An 18,056-nucleotide genomic window follows, 5' to 3' on the forward strand; every position below is an offset into this window, starting at 1 on the left:
GTCATGCATCCGGCGGGAGCACCTGCAGGACACGCGCGATGAACATGTGGAATTCCTGCATGTAGTTGCGAAGGAAAGCTTCGGTTGACTTCACGGTCACCTCGCCGTCGTCGGTAATCAATCCCGGCGTAAACTGGATGTAGGCCTCCGGAGAGTTCATCTGGGGTGCGTTGCAGAAGCTCAGCACGCTGCGCAAGCTCTGCTGGGCGACCGCGGTTGCGATTGCGCCGGGCGATGTTCCGATGACTGCAGACGGTTTGCGCGAAAATGAGTTCTTGCCGTAAGGGCGGCTCGCCCAATCAATTGCATTCTTCAGGCCGCCCGGGATCGAGCGGTTGTATTCCGGCGTGACGAAAAGCACCGCCTGTACGGACGCGATGGCCTTTTTGAAGTCCAGTGCGACCGGCGGAAAATCGGCGTCATAATCGTAGCTGTAAAGTGGCAGGTCCTTGAAGGGGATTTCCGTCATCTCAAGCTCCGGGGGCGCCAGTCTTACGAGGGCCTTCGCAAGCTTGCGGTTGATGGAGGCCTTGGCGAGGCTGCCGATGAGGTAGCCGACTTTGTGTCTGGCCATGACATACTCCCGTGTTGGCTGCCGCCCCGCGGTCCCAGTATCCCTCAGAACACGGCAGACCGCCAGCCGACCCCTGGGTCGACGTCACATCATGTCGGGCGGAACAGGACGCTCAGCTCGACCAGAACAAAATTATTGCGTGTATCCTCCCTGTTATGAAACCGTATGCCCCGACTGGCCGTTGAAGCCATGCTCTTATGCGGTCACCGATCCATCGGCTCATAGCAAGGGATTTTTCACAATGTTTCCAATTAGAAAGCTCGCTTTCGCAGCGATAGCGCTCGGCATCGCCACGGCATCGGCGCATGCGCAGGTGGTGGTGTCTTCCAAGATCGACACGGAAGGCGGCGTGCTGGGCAATATCATCCAGCTTGTCCTCAGCGCCAACAACATCAAGACCACCGACCGCATCCAGCTCGGCGCGACGCCCGTCGTCCGTAAGGCGATCACCGCCGGCGAGATCGACATCTATCCCGAATACACCGGCAATGCCGCCTTCTTCTTCCAGAAGGCCGACGATCCGATCTGGAAGGATGCGGCCAAAGCCTATGAAGCCGCCAAGAAGCTCGACTACGACGCCAACAAGATCGTCTGGCTGTCGCCGTCTCCGGCAAACAACACCTGGGCGATCGCGCTGCGCAAGGAAGTGGCCGACGAGAACAAGCTCGTCACCTTGACGGACTTCGGCAAATACGTTGCGGGCGGCGGCAAGGTGGTGCTGGCGGCTTCCGCGGAGTTCGTCAATTCGGCGGCGGCGCTTCCGGCCTTCCAGACGACCTATGGCTTCACGCTGAAGCCGGACCAGTTGATCACGCTTTCCGGTGGCGATACCGCGGCGACGATCGCCGCAGCCGCCAACCAGACCAACGGCGCCAACGCCGCCATGGTTTATGGCACCGATGGCGGCATCCAGCCCTCCGGCCTCGTCGTGCTCGAGGACGACAAGGGAGTGCAGCCGGTCTACCAGCCCGCGCCGATCATCCGCGAAGAGGTGCTGAAGCAGCATCCCGAAATCGAGGCGTTGCTGAAGCCTGTCTTCGCCAAGCTCGATCTCGTCACGCTGCAGGAGCTCAATGGCCGCGTGCAATTGGGCGGCGAGCCCGCCAAGGGTGTCGCGGAGGACTTCCTCAAGAAGAACGGCTTCCTGAAGTAACATGAGCGCGGCGCGCCGTATTCGCGGCGCGCCGGTTCGATTGGGGACGATCGTGACCATCCGCTTCGACAAGCTCGGCGTCGTGATCGCCGCGATCGCGGCCTACGCCGCCCTGGTGGCTCCCTTTGCCACGTTCCGCGCCAACCGCATCGTGCCGGGGCAGGCGCGTTCGATCCTCGAAGCGCTGCCGCCGGTGCTTGGCATGCTGCTGGTGGCGATAGTCATGGCGGGCGCCGTCGTCGCCCTGCTGAGGACGCCGCTCATCCTCAGGCTGGCGGCCAGCGTCATCGTGCTGGTCGCGCTGTCGGTCCTCATTGGCGTCGCCGGCGGCTTCTTGACGCCCACCGGAAACACCTTTGCCCGGATCGCGCCGGCTTCCGGTTTCTGGCTGCTGATCTTTGCCTTCACATTGGTCCTGGCCGATGTGCTGACCAGATTGGATCTTTCAGCCTGGGCGCGCGTCGGCGTCCTGGTGCTTGCCGCTTTGGCCATCGCGGCGTTGCTTGTTTCGGGACGTTGGGACAGCCTCTCCATCCTCAAGGAATACAACAGCCGTGCCGACAGTTTCTGGACCGAGGCTGCCAAGCACATCACCCTGGCGCTTGGCTCGCTGGCAGCAGCCGTGGTGATCGGGCTGCCGCTCGGCATCCTCTGCCATCGGGTCGACCGACTTCGGGCCGGCGTGCTCAATTTGCTCAACATCATCCAGACCATTCCTTCCATCGCGCTCTTCGGCCTGCTGATCGCGCCGCTCGGCTGGATGGCCGTTCACCTGCCAGGCGCAGCCGCGATAGGCATCAGGGGCATCGGCACCGCGCCCGCTTTCGTCGCCCTCTTCCTATATTCTCTTCTGCCTGTCGTGGCGAATACGGTGGTTGGGCTCGCTGGTGTACCCCGCGCGGCTAACGACGCCGCGCGCGGCATGGGCATGACCGATCTCCAGCGCCTGTTCGACGTTGAGTTCCCTCTCGCCTTTCCGGTGATCCTGACCGGAATCCGCATCGTGCTGGTGCAGAATATCGGGCTTGCCACCATTGCCGCCCTGATCGGCGGCGGCGGCTTCGGCGTGTTCGTTTTCCAGGGCGTCGGTCAGACGGCGATGGACCTGGTGCTGTTGGGCGCGCTGCCCACCGTGGCGCTGGCCTTTGCGGCGGCGATCATCCTCGACGCGGTCATCGAGATGACGGCAACAAAGCGCAGGGTCGAAATGGCATGATAGAGATCGAGGGCATCACCAAGCGCTACGACAAGACGACAGTGGTCGACAATGTTTCGATGGTGATCGAACCGCACACCATCGCCACCATTGTCGGCACATCGGGGTCCGGCAAGACGACGCTGCTCAGGATGATCAACCGGTTGGTCGAGCCGACCGCCGGCGTCATCAAGCTCGACGGCGCCGACAACCGTTCCGTGCCCGGTTATCAGCTTCGTCGCAGCATTGGCTACGCCATCCAGGGCCACGGGCTGTTTCCGCACCGCACGGTGGCGCAAAATATCGCCACCGTGCCGCTGCTGCTCGGTTGGGACAGGGATCGCATCAAGGCCCGTGTCGACGAGTTGATGACGCTCTACCAGCTTGACCCCCAGGCCTACGGGCCGCGCTACCCGCATGAGCTTTCCGGCGGCCAGCAGCAGCGCGTCGGCGTCGCCCGGGCTCTCGCCGCCGAACCCAACGTGCTTTTGATGGATGAGCCCTTCGGCGCGCTCGACCCCATCATTCGCACCAAGGCGCAGGAGGATTTGCTGGCGATCCAGAAGCGTTTCGGCACCACCATCATCCTCGTCACCCACGATATGGAAGAGGCTGTGCATCTGGGTGACAAGATCGCTGTCATGGATGCCGGCAAGCTGGTGCAATACGCCAAGCCCGCTGAAATCCTGGCTCGACCGGCTAGCGGCTTCGTCGAGACGTTGGTCGGCGTCAGCGAAAGGCCGTTTCGGCTGCTGTCGCTTGGCCGCGTGCGCGATGCAGTAGAGCCGGGCGGCGCAGAGGGCGATGCGATCCCCGGTGAGGCCACGCAGCGCGACGCGCTGGCCGAGCTCCTTTGGTCGGGTCGGCCCGCGCTACCGGTGAAGGACGCCGACGGCAAGTCCATTGGCCGCGTCACCGTCGAGGGCCTGGTGAAGCGGGCGGCGAGGCCCCAATGAAAGCCTGGCTGCCCGCGCTTGTGAGGCTGGCCGTCCTGGCGTTGCTGGTGGTCTTCATCACCAGCCCCGGCTGGTTCGAGCCGCTGCTGAAACCCCTGACGGAGAACGGCGCGCCGGCGATCTACAACCAGGGCAGCCTGCTGACGTTGACCTTGCAGCATCTGCGGACCGTGCTGATCGCCACGGTCGCGGCGACGATCGTCGCGGTGGCGCTGGCTATACTTGTGACCAGGCCAGCGGGCGCCGAATTCCTGCCTTTGTCACGCAGCCTGGTCAATATCGGCCAGACATTCCCGCCGGTCGCCGTGCTGGCGCTCGCTGTGCCGGCTGTGGGCTTCGGCGAGAAGCCGACGCTGATCGCGCTCTTCCTCTATGGGCTGCTGCCGATCTTCGAGAATGCGCTGACGGCGCTGACGACGCTGCCCGGCAATGTGATGGAAGCGGCGCGCGGTGCGGGGATGACCGGCTGGCAAAGGTTGATGAAGGTCGAACTGCCGCTGAGCGCCCCTGTGATCCTGGGCGGCATCAGGCTCTCCGTGGTCATCAGCCTCGCCACCGCAACGATCGGCTCGACGGTTGCCGCCAAGACTCTGGGCGAGGTGATCATCGCCGGCTTGATATCGAACAACCTTGCCTTCGTTCTGCAGGGCGGCCTGATCGTTGCCGCGCTTGCCGTGCTAATCTATGACGGCCTCTCGGCAGTCGAGCGTTACGCGGCGCGACGCATGGGGCAGGGCGCGGAATGACCCCCAGAGGCGAGTGTATCTCGGCGCCAATTCAATCGATCTAATTCGAGACCCGCACTGGCCCAACGATTCCAGCCCTCTTCTTTTGGGCGAAAGCCGCGCAAAAACCGAACAATATCTTGACGTTCCAAGCCCTGTTTCGCATACACCCCAACCAAGGGGTGGATTCCGTCCGCGGCATGCATCTCCGTTCCAACGGCCCAGGGAGGGGTTCTTTTGGGCCATCAATCGAGGAAAATCCGGCAATGACCATCCTTTACGCCGTCATCGCCTGCGGCTTGCTGTCAGTTCTCTACGCCATATGGGCGACCCGTTCGGTCCTTGCGTCCGATCAGGGCAATCAGCGCATGCAGGAAATCTCCGCCGCCATCCGCGAAGGCGCCCAGGCCTATCTGGCGCGCCAGTACACCACCATCGCCATCGTTGGCATCGTCGTGCTCCTGCTTGCCTGGTGGCTGCTTTCGATCACTTCCGCGATCGGCTTCCTGATCGGCGCCGTGCTTTCAGGCGCCGCAGGCTTTATCGGCATGCATGTCTCGGTGCGCGCCAATGTGCGCACCGCGCAAGCCGCTTCGAACAGCCTTGCTGCCGGCCTCGACATCGCCTTCAAGTCCGGCGCCATCACCGGTATGCTGGTGGCAGGCTTGGCGTTGCTCGGCGTCTCGATTTACTACCTCGTCCTGACTGGCCCGATGGGCCTGCAGCCGAACGACCGCGTCGTCATCAACTCACTGGTTTCGCTCGGTTTCGGCGCCTCGCTGATCTCGATCTTCGCCCGCCTCGGCGGCGGCATCTTCACCAAGGGCGCCGACGTCGGCGGCGATCTGGTCGGCAAGGTTGAAGCCGGCATTCCCGAGGACGATCCGCGCAACCCGGCGACCATCGCCGACAATGTCGGCGACAATGTCGGCGACTGCGCCGGTATGGCGGCCGACCTGTTCGAGACCTACGCGGTGACGGTCGTCGCCACCATGGTTCTGGCAGCCATCTTCTTCGGCGGCACCGCGGCGCTCGGCGCTTCGATGCTTTACCCGCTCGCCATCTGCGGCGCCTGCATCCTTACCTCGATCGTCGGCACCTTCTTCGTCAAGCTGGGTTCCAACGGCTCGATCATGGGCGCTCTTTACAAGGGCCTGATCGTCACCGGCCTGCTCTCCATCGTCGGCCTCGGCGTCGCCACCTCGGCAACCGTCGGGTGGGGCGAGATCGGCACTGTCGCCGGCATCGCCATCACCGGCAAGAACCTGTTCATCTGCGGCCTGGTGGGCCTCGTGGTGACCGGTCTCATCGTGGTGATCACCGAATACTATACCGGCACCAACAAGCGCCCGGTGAACTCGATCGCCCAGGCGTCGGTGACCGGCCACGGCACCAATGTCATCCAGGGGCTCGCGGTCTCGCTTGAATCGACGGCTCTGCCGGCCATCGTCATCGTCGGCGGCATCATCTCGACCTACCAGCTGGCCGGACTCTACGGCACGGCTATCGCCGTCACCACCATGCTCGGCCTCGCCGGCATGATCGTCGCGCTCGACGCCTTCGGCCCGGTTACCGACAATGCCGGCGGCATTGCCGAAATGGCCGGTCTGCCCAAGGAAGTGCGGCACTCCACCGACGCGCTAGACGCCGTCGGCAACACCACCAAGGCCGTCACCAAAGGCTACGCCATCGGCTCTGCCGGCCTCGGCGCGCTGGTGCTGTTCGCGGCTTATTCGAACGACCTGAAGTTCTTTGCCGCCAACGGCGACAAATATCACTACTTCCAGGGCATGGGTGACGTCTCCTTCGACCTCTCCAACCCCTATGTCGTCGCGGGCCTGATCTTCGGTGGCTTGATCCCCTATCTGTTCGGCGGCATCGCGATGACCGCGGTCGGCCGCGCCGCAGGCTCCATCGTCGAGGAAGTGCGCAGGCAGTTCCGCGAGGACAAGGGCATCATGGCCGGCACCTCGAAGCCGAACTACGCGCGTGCCGTCGACATCCTGACCAGGGCGGCGATCCGCGAAATGATCGTTCCGTCGCTGCTGCCGGTGCTTGCGCCGCTCGTCGTCTATTTCGGCGTGCTGCTGATCTCGGGCTCCAAGGCCTCGGCCTTCGCCGCGCTCGGCGCCTCGCTGCTCGGCGTCATCGTCAACGGGCTCTTCGTCGCCATATCGATGACCTCCGGCGGCGGCGCCTGGGACAACGCCAAGAAGTCGTTCGAGGACGGTTTTACCGACAAGGACGGCGTCAAGCACCTGAAGGGTTCCGAGGCGCACAAGGCCTCGGTCACCGGCGACACCGTCGGCGATCCCTACAAGGATACCGCTGGCCCAGCCGTCAACCCGGCGATCAAGATCACCAACATCGTCGCGCTGCTGCTACTCGCCGTGCTCGCGCACGGCTGAGCAACATCTCGCAAAAACACCAATCCGCGGGGAGCGATCCCCGCGGTTTTTGTTTGAGCGCTACGATCGACGGCGAAGCCGCTCAGCCGGGCGGCTGGTCCTCGCTCAATTGATAGCGCGTGATCATCCGTTTCAGATCCGGTTCGCGCTCCGGCATTGGCGGCAGCCCTCGAACTTCGCGCAAAACGGCGACGAACCCGCCGCGCGTGTTTGCGATCGAACGATCGCGCGCCGATGGATGCCCGGCGTAACCATCAGCCGGCGCCTGAAATAGCGGACAGGCCCAGGCTGCCGAGGTCTCGTAGCGTCGCCGGTGTGCTGGCGTGCGGCCTCGGATGGGCGCATCGCGTCGAAGAGTTCTTCCAGTTCCCGCGCCAACATTCGCAAGCTACCCTCGGGCCATGGGCATGCCATCCCCGTGACCGCACCTGGATAACGAGTGCGTACAAAAAAAGACCCGCCGGGCGGGGCGGCGGGTCCTGGTCGTTCTGCAAGTCGTAGGTAAGCTTAAGGCGTGCCGCCGCCCGGAACGCCGGGGGCCAGCTTGCTGGCGCCGTTTATGACCTGGCTGAGGAAATTCTGGTCCTTGCCGCCGGTCGGAGTCGTCCTGGAGATGAAGTCGAAGATCTTGCCGTCCTTCAGGCCATAATTGGCGATCTGGGTGACGCGGCCGTCAGCGCCGAAATAGACCGCCAGCACATGCTGGTCGACGATGTGCGGATTGTCGAAGGCGACGTAGCGCTTGCGTGTCTGCGAGATGTAGTAGAATGCCTCGTTGTCGAAAGTCGCCGTCGTCGACGGCGTGCCCAGCGCCAGGAGCACCTGTTCGCGGCTAGATCCGACCGGCACCGAATCGATCGCCTGCTGATCGATGACGTAACCCTTCGTCAGCGTCTCGCTTGGATGGAGATCGCCGAACATCTTGGACGAGTTGCAGGCGGAAAGCGCCGACACCACGACCATCAGCGAGGCCACGCCCACCGGGGCAGGCGCAAAGAACGACTTGAATTTCAGCGCACCCAACAACAATTCTCCATCACATCCCCGCAACTTGCGCTGGGCCGCAAAACCGGTAAACCAGCTTGCATGCCGATGCAACAAGGCCAAATCAAACAACAGGTCCCCGGGAGACCGCCCTCAATGTTCCAGCGCCTTTTTGGCCGCGAACGCAATGCCAACCGCGCCATCACCGACGCGCTCTACGCACAAATCGTGGCGGCGGCGCGGCAAACGGTGCTTTATTCCGACTGGAATGTGCCCGATACGCCGCTCGGCCGCTTCGAGATGCTGTCTCTGCACATGTATCTCGTCCAGCACCGGCTGCATGGTGAGCGAGGCGTGGCGGCCGAGGTCGCGCAAGTGCTGATCGACGAGTTCTTCCTCGATGTCGACCATTCGCTGCGCGAGCTTGGAATCAGCGATGTCGGCGTGCCCAAGCGCATGAAGAAGCTGGCAAGAATGTTCTACGGACGCACCGCCGCCTATGACGATGCCCTCCGGGAAGACGACCGGGTGGCGCTCGCGGCGGCGCTTGCCCGCAATGTCAGGCCGGATGCCGGCTCCTGGCCACAGGCGCCGCTGTTGGCGGACTATGTCCGCGAGGCCTCGAGAGAACTTGCCGCGCAGCCGACCGAATCGATCATCGCCGGCACGGCCGCGTTCCCGGCCGCCGGGTCGACGAGAGGAGGCCAGCATGAAGGACGCTGAATTGCGCAGCCCGGTATCCTTTGTCGCCAACGTTGCTCGGCTTCCGCAGAAGGGCCTGCCCGTCGTGGTCGAGGCCGATCAGCGACAGCGCGAGGCGCTTGCAGCCGAACATGACTTGCTTTCGGTCGAAAGCTACCGCGCTGAGCTGCTGGTGGCCTCTTGGAAACGTAATGGTGTCAAGGTCAGCGGTCGCGTCGAGGCCGACATCACGCAGGCCTGCATTGTCACTCTGGAGCCTGTAACCGCGCATATCGACGAGCCGGTCGAGGCGCTGTTCCTGCCCGAGCGGTCGAAGCTGGGGCGCGAGGGATTCGAGGGCGGCGGCGAGATCATCCTAGACGCCGACGGGCCGGACAGTCCGGAGACATTCTCGGGCGATACGATCGACGTCGGCGCATTGGCCGAACAGTTCTTCGGCCTGGCGATAGATCCTTATCCGCGCAAGCAGGGGGCCTCGCTCGATGCCGCTGGCGACGATCAGCCCGAGGAAAGCGAATTCCAGAAAAAACTGCGTTCGCTGCTTGGAAAGTCCTGAGAGTGGTCCGGATTTTGGAAAAGTTGGTTGTGCGCAGGCGCAAAAACGCTATTTTCGCCGAACCTTCGCGAGCCCCTTTATCTTGGCAGGCGTCCGCCGCAAGCCAGGCAAACCGTGAGAAAAGCACTACGTGATCAGAATTTCCATCGATGCCATGGGCGGGGATCACGGTCCGAGCGTGGTTATCCCGGCGCTGATGACGGTCGCCATCCGCCGCCCTGACATCCGTTTCGTCATCTACGGCCGCGAAGACGTGGTGCGGCCCGAACTCGCCAAGTTCCCGAAACTCGCCGAAGTGAGCGAGTTCGTGCATTGCGAGATAGCCGTGCGCATGGACGACAAGCCCAGCCAGGCGCTGCGCCACGGCCGCTGGAAGTCGTCGATGTGGAAAGCCGTCGAGGCGGTGAAGAACGGCGGCGCACAGGCCTGCGTTTCCGCCGGCAACACCGGCGCGCTGATGGCGATGTCGAAATTCTGCCTGCGCACCATGGCCACCATCGACCGTCCAGCGATCGCGGCGCTGTGGCCGACGACGCGTGGCGAAAGCGTCGTGCTCGATGTCGGCGCCACCATCGGCGCGGATGCCCACCAGCTTATCGATTTCGCCATTCTGGGCACCGGGATGGCGCGCTCGGTATTCGGAATCGAGCGGCCGAGCGTCGGCCTCCTCAATGTCGGCGTCGAGGAGATCAAGGGCCAGGAAGAGGTCAAGGAGGCCGGCCGCATGCTGCGCGAGGCCAACATGGCCTCGATGAATTATCGCGGTTTCGTCGAAGGCGACGACATCGGCAAAGGCACGGTCGACGTGGTGGTCACCGAGGGATTTGCCGGCAATATCGCGCTCAAGACCGCAGAGGGCACGGCAAGACAGATCGCCGGCTATCTGCGCGCCGCCATGAGCCGCACGCTGATGGCCAAGATAGGCTACGTCTTCGCCAAGGGCGCCTTCGACCGGCTGCGCGAGAAGATGGATGTCGGCCGCTCCAATGGCGGCGTCTTCCTGGGATTGAACGGCATCGTGGTGAAGAGCCATGGCGGCGCCGATTCGGACGGTTTCGCTGCAGCAATCGAACTTGGCTACGACATGGTGCGCAACAATCTGCTTGACCGGATCGAGGCCGACCTCGATCTGTTCCACGCGCGCAACCCGACTGCCCAGGCAAACAGGAAGTCCGGCGTCGCCGGCGACGCCGAGGAATAGGATAGAGCCTTGATCAGATCAGTCGTGCGCGGCAACGGTGCCGCGCTGCCCCGCCGCATCATGAAGAATGCCGACTTCGAAGGCATGGTCGAGACCTCCGACGAGTGGATTGTCCAGCGCACCGGCATTCGCCAGCGCCACGTCGCCTCCGATGACGAAACGACGGCGTCGCTGGGCGAGGCGGCCGCGCGCGCGGCGCTCGACAGCGCGGGTATGACGCCCGCCGACATCGACCTCATCATCTTGGCGACTTCGACGCCCAACAACACCTTCCCAGCGACCGCCGTCGAGATCCAGAACCGGCTGGGCATGCATCACGGCTTTGCCTTCGACATGCAGGCCGTGTGCTCGGGCTTCGTCTATGCCGTCGCCACCGCCGACCTTTATATTCGTGGCGGCCTCGCCAGACGCGTGCTGGTGATCGGCTCGGAGACATTCTCGCGTATCCTGGACTGGAACGACCGCTCGACCTGCGTCCTGTTCGGCGACGGCGCCGGCGCGCTCGTGCTCGAAGCGCAAGAGGGCACCGGTGCGATTGCCGACCGCGGCGTGCTGGCGGCGAGCCTGCGCTCCGATGGCGCGCACAAGGACAAGCTCTTCGTCGACGGCGGCCCCTCCACGACGGGAACGGTCGGCCATCTCAGGATGGAAGGCCGCGAAGTGTTCAAGCATGCCGTCGGCATGATCACCGATGTGATTGAGGCGACCTTCGACGAGGCTGGCATAACGGCGCAGGATCTCGACTGGTTCGTGCCGCATCAGGCCAATAAACGGATTATTGACGCTTCCGCCAGGAAGCTTGGGATTGCCGAGCAGAAAGTGGTGGTCACCGTCGAATTGCACGGTAACACCTCGGCTGCCTCGGTGCCGCTGGCTCTCTCGGTAGCTGTCGCCGACGGCCGAATCAAGAAGGGCGACCTGGTGCTTCTCGAAGCGATGGGTGGAGGTTTCACCTGGGGTGCCGTGTTGCTCCGCTGGTAAGTGCCGAACTCGCCGGTTCGGTTCTTGACCTTGCCGGATCAATTACTTAGGCTCTGCCTTTACCTGTATCGATTTACGTTTTTGCGAGCAGATGGGACGGTCGCATGGGGGGAAAGACACTTACGCGTGCCGACCTTGCTGAAGCCGTTTACCGGAAGGTTGGCTTGTCGCGAACTGAATCGGCGGAGCTCGTCGAGGCTGTTCTGGACGAAATCTGCGAAGCCATCGTTCGCGGTGAGACTGTCAAGCTGTCGTCATTCGCCACCTTCCATGTCCGTTCCAAGAACGAGCGTATCGGCCGCAATCCCAAGACCGGCGAGGAAGTGCCGATCCTGCCGCGCCGCGTGATGACGTTCAAATCGTCGAACGTGCTCAAGAACCGCATCCTGCGCTCGCACCAGAACAGCAAGACCAAGAGCGGCAAGTAGTCTGCTGGCGAATGCGGTTGAAAACCGCGGCCGTTTTGACGTTGGGCTTGAATATCGTTTCATAAATCGCTGAAATAAGCCGCGATTCGGCATCATGCGCCGGATCGCGGTCCAGTGTGGAGGATTGGCCCATGGACAAGAGCCCCGATGCTTTCCGCACCATTAGCGAAGTCGCGGAAGATCTCGATCTGCCGCAGCACGTGCTGCGTTTCTGGGAGACGCGCTTCACCCAGATCAAGCCGATGAAGCGCGGCGGCGGCCGTCGATATTATCGGCCCCAGGATGTCGAGCTGATCAAGGGCATCCGGCATATGCTTTACGACCAGGGCTACACGATCAAAGGCGTGCAGAAGCTGCTGCGCGAGAACGGCAACCATTTTCTGGTCGCCATCGGCAATGGGGACATGGCCGCGGTGGAGGCGATCGCCCAGCGCCGCCAGGCAGAGCAGGTGCCGCTGACGGCCGCCGCGCAGCCACGCGGCGACGAGGATGCGCTGGTCGGCCAACCCAAGGTGAAGCCCAGCCGCCGTTTCTTCGGCCTCGGCAAGAGCGATGAAGAAGGCCCGGTACAACCCGACTCTTCGAAATTGTCGCGTGACAATCGCGCCTTGCTTCAGGAAGCGCTGTTCGACCTACTCGAATGCAAGCGCCTGCTCGACCAGGTTCGTTGAACGGTCGTCATTCCACTTGATGCCGCGCGGCCGTCCGCCGGAACTGGTTCGTCGTCCGCGCGTTAGGCCTTCTCGAAGAGAAGGACAACAAGCATGGCATCGTTTTCGACCCTCTCCGACCTTGACATCGACAAGCAGGTCGCGGCGCTTTCGCGGCAGTTGCACGATCTCAAGAAGGTTTTGGCCAAGCGTGGTGACGCCTATTACGAGGAAGGTCGCGAGGCGGCGTCCGACTATTATTCGCAGCTATACGATAGCCTGCACGAGGCGCTGCCGGCAATCCGGCGCAGGGGCAAGGCGATCGAGCGCACGGCGCGCAATCATCCGGCGACGGCCGCTGCCGTCGGGCTGGTCGTGGTTGGACTGCTCGCCGCCCTTCTTGCCAACCGGCGCTGATCGCTCGGCGATATGGAATAGAAATGGCGGCCGTCCTCGACGGCCGCCATCTCCGTGCCACGTGGTCGATCAGTTCCCAAGCCTGAGCGGGTCTTCGGGCCAATCTGCATGACCTGGCTGCACCTGCCGCAGATAATGCCGCGCTTGGTGCTGGCCCTAATGGACAGCTTCATATGCTGCGCGATTTTTTGCGGCTGACCGGCGATGTCTGTGTTCAACTGTCAAACTTACCGGTGCCTCGCATCGCGCATCTGGCACGCAACGCCTCGACATAGAAGCGGCTCACTCCGCGATGCGGGCGCCTGAGATAGTCCGAGTCTTCCAGTCGCCACAGCCGTGCGAGTTGCTCGGCGATTGCAGGGTTGGTCCATGTGCCGTAGCCGGCGGCGGTATAGATGCATAACTCGCCCGCGTGGAGACCTTTGCTCGTGACAAGAAAATCCACCCTGACATGGTCGAGGCTCCCGGCGATCCTTGGCGCCAGTGCTATGGCCTGTCGAACGAAATCGAGCAGGCGGGAGGTCAGCGGCAGCGCCTGATCCTCGCGTGGATAGTCCGGGTCGCGGCCAGGCAGCGGCATGCCCTGGCCATCGAACAGATGCGATCGCTGGGCAAGCTTGTCCTCCGCCCAGACATGGCTGACGATGCCGCTGCAGACATGAACCTTGATGTCGGTGGCGATCGATCCGCTTGCGAGATCAAGCCTCTCCTCGACGAGGAGCGCGCGATCGATTGGCCCGTAGGCCCATTCGCCGTTGCGCCGCCCGTAGGGTTTGCCTAGCCATCGCCTCGCCTTGCGGATGATTTCCGCCCTCTCGGGGCGGCCTTCCGAAACGAAGATGTTCATCGCGCAGCCGTGGTTCGGCTTTACGACCACGCCGCCGGCCAGCAGGTCCGCCGGAAGGTCTTCAGGGTGCAGGCCGGACCATAGCGTTTCGGGTATCGGCAACTCCGGGCAGGCAGCGCGGATATAGGATTTTGCCGCAAGCTTGTCGGTCAGCGTCACGAACAGCGGATTGCGGTCGATAATCTTCCGCCACAGCATCAGCTCGTTGTAGCGCGAAGGAGCGGCTGGATTCGGCAGATAGCCGAGTCTTATGGCGAACCGGGCAACAAGGGCCGGATGGCGAAGCGTCAACACGATGCGCGCGGCCATCAGTACCCAGCGATGCCTGGCCGGCAGGTTGGCACGAATTCCCATCATGCAAAGTCCGGAGAGCGGTTCGGCATCACCGGATGCTTAGTCACAAGAACGCCGACGGGAAAGCCGGTACGCTTAAATAGCGAAGGCCTGCCTTCCCATCGGCACGACGGAAGGATCAGGCCTTCTTGGGAGCCGTCTTCTTGTGGTGGTGGTGGTGATGATGATGGTGGTGATGGTGGTAATGATGGACGTGATGATGATGATGATGATGATGATGCTTCGTCGCCGTAGCTGCGTCAGCGCTGGTAGCGCCCAGGATCGGCATGGTGAACGTCAGGGCTAGAGCCAGCCCTAGCGCGGAGAGGAGGGACTTCTTCATGACTTCGTTTCCTTTTTACGCGGGCGTTCCGAGACTCACCGGACCAAATCGGTGACCCAAGCCCCACAGTGGGGACTATCCTCCTGGTTTTTTTCGACAATTTTTCCCAAGTGTAGATTTTTGTTTCTGGATTGTTTCCAAGGCTTCGTTATCGCAGTTCGCGCGGCCAGTCGGACGGCGGATGAGGCGATCCCGGGAAAACCACGAATGGGACTGTCGGGCTGCGGCGCGGCTGACCTCACATCGGCGGCGCGACGCCGTGATTCCCGACCACGACCCGATTCGCCACGAGTTTGCCGTCGCCGCCGCGCTTGGCGTTGACGAACACCGCGACGCCCGGCTTGATATCCGCCGGCGTGGCCGCGGCGAATGTCACGATCGGTGTCGTCTGCGGGATGGCGATCTGTTTCTTCTGGCCATTGTCATAGGTGAGCGTGACCGTGCGGCCTTTGATCTCGGTGACGTCGGCGACGGTGCCATTGGTCATCCGGCTGTTGGGCTGCAAATCCCATTCGCGGTCGCCTTCGCCCGTGCCCTTTAGCGCGGCCGGAAAGATCACGACTTCCAGCGCACCGCTGCCTCCATCGGCCTTTGAGACCGAGGCAACGCCGAGAAAGTCACCTTGCTTGATGTCGGCAGCCGACGCCTTGGCAACGCCCGAAATCTTCCACCCGTCGGCGAGGGCGATCGCATCGGTGTTGCCGTCACGATCCTTCACCGTCAGCGTCGACCCGGCAAGGCTGACGACAGTGCCTCGAACACGCGAGGCATCCCCCGCCCATGCGTTCGTCTCGCCGATGGCGCTTGAGATTGTGCCAAGCACAATTGCGAATAATTTCAGGTTCATAGCATCCGATCCTTCCGCGAGATGACCGGCGCAGCCTTTCGATTGCCGACGCCAGGAAGCTAACGAACCGAGGCGGCTAAAATGCCCACGAATCCGGTCGCGAGACCTTCAAATGAACTTGATCGGGTGCCGCGCCCGCTTACATGTATGAACCCCGAGGCATTCGCGCTTCACGATGGCGTGACGCCGCAATGGTGCTCTTGGCAAATCAATTGTTAACGAGCATTCTCCCGCCCGTCTCGGGCAACGCCAAATTTCATCGGATCTGTTTCATCTCAAGGAGTTGCCATGCCCAACACCGCACGAAACGCTGTTTCCAACGATATCATTGCCGCGTCCGGCCTCAATCCGCTGAAAGCCGCTCGCGAAACGAGGGGATATACGATCGAGGAACTCTCTTTGACCTGCGGGTTGGCCGTGGGCGAGATCGTCGATATTGAGGACGGCAAGGACGCCGATCCCGCCAAGCTCCGGCGCATCGCTTCCGCGCTGCAGATGCCGGAAGAAGAGTTGATCAGAGTGCCGGCCGCCGAGAACCGGCGGACGCAGCAATAGAGCGCGACAAGCGTTCATACAGGCCCGCCGTGGTTTCGCCCGGCGGGCTTTTTTGATACCTGCGAGACGGAAGCGCTGGCTCTTGCCAACAATGGTTGCGCCGTGCAAATCGCCGATCGCTGTCATCCGACAGACTTGCCCAGGGGTTCGCAATGAGCTTGGAATCGGTTCGCGCCTTCTTTGAGCATCATGCGCCCGACATCGAAGTCATCGTCACCGAAGCAAGTTCGGCGACCGTGGCGCTGGCGGCGGAGGCGCATGGCGTGGCGCCAGCGCAGATTGCCAAGACGATCTGCCTGCGGGTCGGCGATGAGACCATGCTGGTTGTCACCAGCGGCGTCGCGAGGCTCGACAACCGCAAGTTCAAGGACAGGATGGGCGGCAAGCCGCGCATGCTAGGCGGCGAGGAGGTGCAGGCAGTCACCAGCCATCCTCCGGGCGGCGTCTGCCCGTTCGGCTTGCCCGCGCCGCTGCCGATCTATTGCGACTTGTCGCTCGAGCCTTTCGACGAAGTCGTTCCCGCGGCCGGCGCGACCAATGCAGCGGTGCGCATCGCGCCGCGGCGCATGGCCGATCTGGTCGGCGCCGTGTGGGTCGACGTCTGCCAGTAACAAACACCGCCTGAATACCCCGTCGCGCTTCGCGAAAAGCCTGGTGAGCGGCTTCGACCGGTCTCCGGTTGTGGCGCTTTCGCTTTCATTTGGTTTTGACGGCGGCGCTCGACATCCGTCCATTTCGCCGTTGCGCCCGGACCAACTCGAAAAGCGTCGACTAATTGGCCAAACATTTGGACATTAGTCTTGACAGAAATACAGATGTTCAATACCCGTCATGCAACCAATCAGCATGCGACATGGGAGGAATAAGCGGCATGGCTTCCAATATTTCGTTGACGGGCCTTGCCCGGGATCTCGATGAACGCGGCAAGTCCGGCAAGCCCATCCGCATCGGTCTCATCGGCTCAGGCGAGATGGGAACCGACATCGTTACCCGCGTCGCCCACATGTCCGGCATCGAGATCGGTGCCATTTCCGAACTCAACCTTCCGGCGGCCACCAAGGCCGTCGATATCGCGTTCCAGGAAACCGGACATGCGCGCGAGGTTTCAAACGCCTCGGCGATGACGTCGGCCATGGAAGCCGGCAAGATCGCGGTCACGAACGATTCCAGCCTTGTCATCGGCAACGATCTTATCGACGTCGTGATCGACGCGACCGGCGTTCCGGCCGTCGGCGCCGAGATCGGCCTGCGCGCCATGGAGCACGGCAAGCATCTGGTGATGATGAATGTCGAGGCCGACGTCACCATCGGTGCCTATCTCAAGAGCGAAGCCGATCGCCTCGGCGTCACCTACTCGCTGGGCGCTGGCGACGAGCCGTCTTCCTGCATGGAGCTGATCGAGTTCGTCTCCGCCATGGGCCACCCGATCGTCGCCGCCGGCAAGGGCAAGAACAACCCGCTCAACATCGACGCCACGCCTCCTGACTACGAGGAAGAGGCGAAGCGCAGGCACATGAATGTGCGTATGCTGGTCGAATTCGTCGACGGCTCGAAGACCATGGTCGAGATGGCGGCGATCGCCAATGCGACGGGTTTGGTTCCCGACAAGCCCGGCATGCACGGTCCGGCCGCGACGCTCGGCGAATTGTCGAAGGTGCTGGTTCCCCAACAGGACGGCGGCGTGCTGTCGAAGGTCGGCGTGGTCGACTATTCGATAGGCAAGGGTGTAGCGCCCGGCGTCTTCGTCGTCGCCGACATGTCGCATCCGCGCATTTCGGAGCGCATGGAAGATCTGAAGATGGGCAAGGGCCCGTACTTCACCTTTCATCGCCCCTATCACCTGACCTCGCTGGAAGTGCCGCTCACCTGCGCCCGCGTCGTGCTTTACGGCAAGGCCGACATGGTGCCGCTGGCAAAGCCGGTCGCCGAGGTTTGCGCCGTTGCCAAGAAGGATTTGCAACCAGGCGACAAGCTCGATGCCATCGGCGAATACTGCTACCGCGCCTGGATCATGACGGCGCCGGAAGCCCGTGCGGCCCGCGCCGTTCCCTGCGGCCTGCTCCAGGGCGGCTCCGTCACGGCGCCCATCAAGAAGGGCGAGCTCATCACCTATGCCAATGCGGCGCCCGCGCCGGGCTCGAAGATCGCCGAACTGCGCGCCCGCCAGGACAAGCTCGTTTACGGAACCGCGGAGGCGTGAT

General features: G+C 62.8%; 20 protein-coding genes. 15 read left to right on the forward strand and 5 right to left on the reverse strand.

What is annotated here, in order from left to right:
- Position 1: 1 nt before the first annotated feature.
- On the reverse strand, positions 2 to 574 hold the full coding sequence (locus ACR64R_RS07130) for an NADPH-dependent FMN reductase (protein ID WP_487360977.1): 573 nt from the start codon (positions 572 to 574) through the stop codon (positions 2 to 4).
- 241 nt (positions 575 to 815) lie between these two features.
- Between ACR64R_RS07130 and osmF the strand changes: the two genes are divergently transcribed.
- From osmF to ACR64R_RS07155, 5 genes are all read left to right on the forward strand, one after another.
- On the forward strand, positions 816 to 1,727 hold the full coding sequence (gene osmF, locus ACR64R_RS07135) for a glycine betaine ABC transporter substrate-binding protein OsmF (protein ID WP_487360978.1): 912 nt from the start codon (positions 816 to 818) through the stop codon (positions 1,725 to 1,727).
- A gap of 1 nt (position 1,728) precedes the next feature.
- Positions 1,729 to 2,943, forward strand: a complete 1,215-nt coding sequence (locus ACR64R_RS07140) for an ABC transporter permease (RefSeq protein WP_487360979.1) — start codon at positions 1,729 to 1,731, stop codon at positions 2,941 to 2,943.
- Positions 2,940 to 3,878 carry an ABC transporter ATP-binding protein gene (locus ACR64R_RS07145; protein WP_487360980.1) on the forward strand — a complete coding sequence of 313 codons (939 nt, stop codon included), beginning with the start codon at positions 2,940 to 2,942 and terminating at the stop codon, positions 3,876 to 3,878. Before ACR64R_RS07140 ends, ACR64R_RS07145 begins: the two co-directional genes overlap by 4 nt.
- On the forward strand, positions 3,875 to 4,624 hold the full coding sequence (locus ACR64R_RS07150) for an ABC transporter permease (protein ID WP_487360981.1): 750 nt from the start codon (positions 3,875 to 3,877) through the stop codon (positions 4,622 to 4,624). The genes ACR64R_RS07145 and ACR64R_RS07150 overlap by 4 nt, the downstream gene beginning before the upstream one ends.
- 245 nt (positions 4,625 to 4,869) lie before the next feature.
- Positions 4,870 to 7,011: a sodium-translocating pyrophosphatase gene (locus ACR64R_RS07155; protein ID WP_487360982.1), complete on the forward strand. Its 2,142-nt coding sequence runs from the start codon at positions 4,870 to 4,872 to the stop codon at positions 7,009 to 7,011.
- A 507-nt stretch (positions 7,012 to 7,518) separates the two neighbouring features.
- Here ACR64R_RS07155 and ACR64R_RS07160 read toward each other — a convergent pair.
- Complete coding sequence (locus ACR64R_RS07160; protein WP_487362394.1) at positions 7,519 to 7,974, reverse strand: outer membrane protein assembly factor BamE; 456 nt, start codon at positions 7,972 to 7,974, stop codon at positions 7,519 to 7,521.
- Between the two features lie 177 nt (positions 7,975 to 8,151).
- Between ACR64R_RS07160 and ACR64R_RS07165 the strand changes: the two genes are divergently transcribed.
- The 7 genes from ACR64R_RS07165 (at position 8,152) to ACR64R_RS07195 (ending at position 12,930) form a co-directional block, all read left to right on the forward strand.
- Positions 8,152 to 8,718, forward strand: coding sequence for a ubiquinol-cytochrome C chaperone family protein (locus ACR64R_RS07165; protein ID WP_487360983.1), 567 nt, complete (start codon positions 8,152 to 8,154; stop codon positions 8,716 to 8,718).
- Complete coding sequence (locus tag ACR64R_RS07170; protein WP_487360984.1) at positions 8,705 to 9,253, forward strand: YceD family protein; 549 nt, start codon at positions 8,705 to 8,707, stop codon at positions 9,251 to 9,253. The genes ACR64R_RS07165 and ACR64R_RS07170 overlap by 14 nt, the downstream gene beginning before the upstream one ends.
- A 130-nt stretch (positions 9,254 to 9,383) precedes the next feature.
- A complete protein-coding gene (plsX, locus tag ACR64R_RS07175; protein WP_487360985.1) occupies positions 9,384 to 10,454 on the forward strand; it encodes a phosphate acyltransferase PlsX in 1,071 nt (356 codons plus the stop codon).
- Between the two features lie 9 nt (positions 10,455 to 10,463).
- Positions 10,464 to 11,435: a beta-ketoacyl-ACP synthase III gene (locus ACR64R_RS07180; RefSeq protein WP_487360986.1), complete on the forward strand. Its 972-nt coding sequence runs from the start codon at positions 10,464 to 10,466 to the stop codon at positions 11,433 to 11,435.
- Positions 11,436 to 11,539: 104 nt separating this feature from the next.
- Positions 11,540 to 11,863 (forward strand): integration host factor subunit alpha, encoded by a 324-nt coding sequence (locus tag ACR64R_RS07185; protein WP_487360987.1) that lies wholly within the window; start codon positions 11,540 to 11,542, stop codon positions 11,861 to 11,863.
- Positions 11,864 to 11,994: 131 nt separating this feature from the next.
- Positions 11,995 to 12,534 carry a MerR family transcriptional regulator gene (locus ACR64R_RS07190; protein WP_487360988.1) on the forward strand — a complete coding sequence of 180 codons (540 nt, stop codon included), beginning with the start codon at positions 11,995 to 11,997 and terminating at the stop codon, positions 12,532 to 12,534.
- 93 nt (positions 12,535 to 12,627) lie between these two features.
- Entirely contained in the window at positions 12,628 to 12,930 is a 303-nt protein-coding gene (locus tag ACR64R_RS07195; protein ID WP_487360989.1) for a hypothetical protein, read from the forward strand.
- Positions 12,931 to 13,144: 214 nt separating this feature from the next.
- Here ACR64R_RS07195 and ACR64R_RS07200 read toward each other — a convergent pair whose 3' ends face one another.
- From ACR64R_RS07200 to ACR64R_RS07210, 3 genes are all read right to left on the reverse strand, one after another.
- The gene (locus tag ACR64R_RS07200) at positions 13,145 to 14,134 is read right to left on the reverse strand and encodes an ATP-grasp fold amidoligase family protein (RefSeq protein WP_487360990.1); all 990 of its coding nucleotides are present in this window, start codon (positions 14,132 to 14,134) and stop codon (positions 13,145 to 13,147) included.
- A gap of 115 nt (positions 14,135 to 14,249) precedes the next feature.
- A complete protein-coding gene (locus ACR64R_RS07205; protein ID WP_487360991.1) occupies positions 14,250 to 14,453 on the reverse strand; it encodes a hypothetical protein in 204 nt (67 codons plus the stop codon).
- A 238-nt stretch (positions 14,454 to 14,691) separates the two neighbouring features.
- The gene (locus ACR64R_RS07210; RefSeq protein WP_487360992.1) at positions 14,692 to 15,300 is read right to left on the reverse strand and encodes a hypothetical protein; all 609 of its coding nucleotides are present in this window, start codon (positions 15,298 to 15,300) and stop codon (positions 14,692 to 14,694) included.
- Positions 15,301 to 15,588: 288 nt separating this feature from the next.
- Between ACR64R_RS07210 and ACR64R_RS07215 the strand changes: the two genes are divergently transcribed.
- The 3 genes from ACR64R_RS07215 to ACR64R_RS07225 all read left to right on the forward strand — a co-directional run bounded on the left by ACR64R_RS07215 (position 15,589) and on the right by ACR64R_RS07225 (position 18,055).
- Positions 15,589 to 15,855 (forward strand): helix-turn-helix domain-containing protein, encoded by a 267-nt coding sequence (locus tag ACR64R_RS07215; protein WP_487360993.1) that lies wholly within the window; start codon positions 15,589 to 15,591, stop codon positions 15,853 to 15,855.
- A gap of 152 nt (positions 15,856 to 16,007) precedes the next feature.
- On the forward strand, positions 16,008 to 16,466 hold the full coding sequence (locus ACR64R_RS07220) for a YbaK/EbsC family protein (RefSeq protein WP_487360994.1): 459 nt from the start codon (positions 16,008 to 16,010) through the stop codon (positions 16,464 to 16,466).
- 260 nt (positions 16,467 to 16,726) lie between these two features.
- A complete protein-coding gene (locus ACR64R_RS07225; RefSeq protein ID WP_487360995.1) occupies positions 16,727 to 18,055 on the forward strand; it encodes an NAD(P)H-dependent oxidoreductase in 1,329 nt (442 codons plus the stop codon).
- Position 18,056: the final 1 nt, after the last annotated feature.

The organism is Mesorhizobium sp. MC2-1-1 (assembly GCF_057597255.1).

Excerpts from the sequence above, each read along its gene's own strand:
- ACR64R_RS07130 (WP_487360977.1), bottom strand. The coding sequence starts at position 574 with ATGGCCAGACACAAAGTCGGCTACCTCATCGGCAGCCTCGCCAAGGCC.
- osmF (WP_487360978.1), top strand. The coding sequence starts at position 816 with ATGTTTCCAATTAGAAAGCTCGCTTTCGCAGCGATAGCGCTCGGCATC.
- ACR64R_RS07140 (WP_487360979.1), top strand. The coding sequence starts at position 1,729 with ATGAGCGCGGCGCGCCGTATTCGCGGCGCGCCGGTTCGATTGGGGACG.
- ACR64R_RS07145 (WP_487360980.1), top strand. The coding sequence starts at position 2,940 with ATGATAGAGATCGAGGGCATCACCAAGCGCTACGACAAGACGACAGTG.
- ACR64R_RS07150 (WP_487360981.1), top strand. The coding sequence starts at position 3,875 with ATGAAAGCCTGGCTGCCCGCGCTTGTGAGGCTGGCCGTCCTGGCGTTG.
- ACR64R_RS07155 (WP_487360982.1), top strand. The coding sequence starts at position 4,870 with ATGACCATCCTTTACGCCGTCATCGCCTGCGGCTTGCTGTCAGTTCTC.
- ACR64R_RS07160 (WP_487362394.1), bottom strand. The coding sequence starts at position 7,974 with ATGGTCGTGGTGTCGGCGCTTTCCGCCTGCAACTCGTCCAAGATGTTC.
- ACR64R_RS07165 (WP_487360983.1), top strand. The coding sequence starts at position 8,152 with ATGTTCCAGCGCCTTTTTGGCCGCGAACGCAATGCCAACCGCGCCATC.
- ACR64R_RS07170 (WP_487360984.1), top strand. The coding sequence starts at position 8,705 with ATGAAGGACGCTGAATTGCGCAGCCCGGTATCCTTTGTCGCCAACGTT.
- ACR64R_RS07185 (WP_487360987.1), top strand. The coding sequence starts at position 11,540 with ATGGGGGGAAAGACACTTACGCGTGCCGACCTTGCTGAAGCCGTTTAC.
- ACR64R_RS07190 (WP_487360988.1), top strand. The coding sequence starts at position 11,995 with ATGGACAAGAGCCCCGATGCTTTCCGCACCATTAGCGAAGTCGCGGAA.
- ACR64R_RS07195 (WP_487360989.1), top strand. The coding sequence starts at position 12,628 with ATGGCATCGTTTTCGACCCTCTCCGACCTTGACATCGACAAGCAGGTC.
- ACR64R_RS07200 (WP_487360990.1), bottom strand. The coding sequence starts at position 14,134 with ATGATGGGAATTCGTGCCAACCTGCCGGCCAGGCATCGCTGGGTACTG.
- ACR64R_RS07205 (WP_487360991.1), bottom strand. The coding sequence starts at position 14,453 with ATGAAGAAGTCCCTCCTCTCCGCGCTAGGGCTGGCTCTAGCCCTGACG.
- ACR64R_RS07210 (WP_487360992.1), bottom strand. The coding sequence starts at position 15,300 with ATGAACCTGAAATTATTCGCAATTGTGCTTGGCACAATCTCAAGCGCC.
- ACR64R_RS07215 (WP_487360993.1), top strand. The coding sequence starts at position 15,589 with ATGCCCAACACCGCACGAAACGCTGTTTCCAACGATATCATTGCCGCG.
- ACR64R_RS07220 (WP_487360994.1), top strand. The coding sequence starts at position 16,008 with ATGAGCTTGGAATCGGTTCGCGCCTTCTTTGAGCATCATGCGCCCGAC.
- ACR64R_RS07225 (WP_487360995.1), top strand. The coding sequence starts at position 16,727 with ATGGCTTCCAATATTTCGTTGACGGGCCTTGCCCGGGATCTCGATGAA.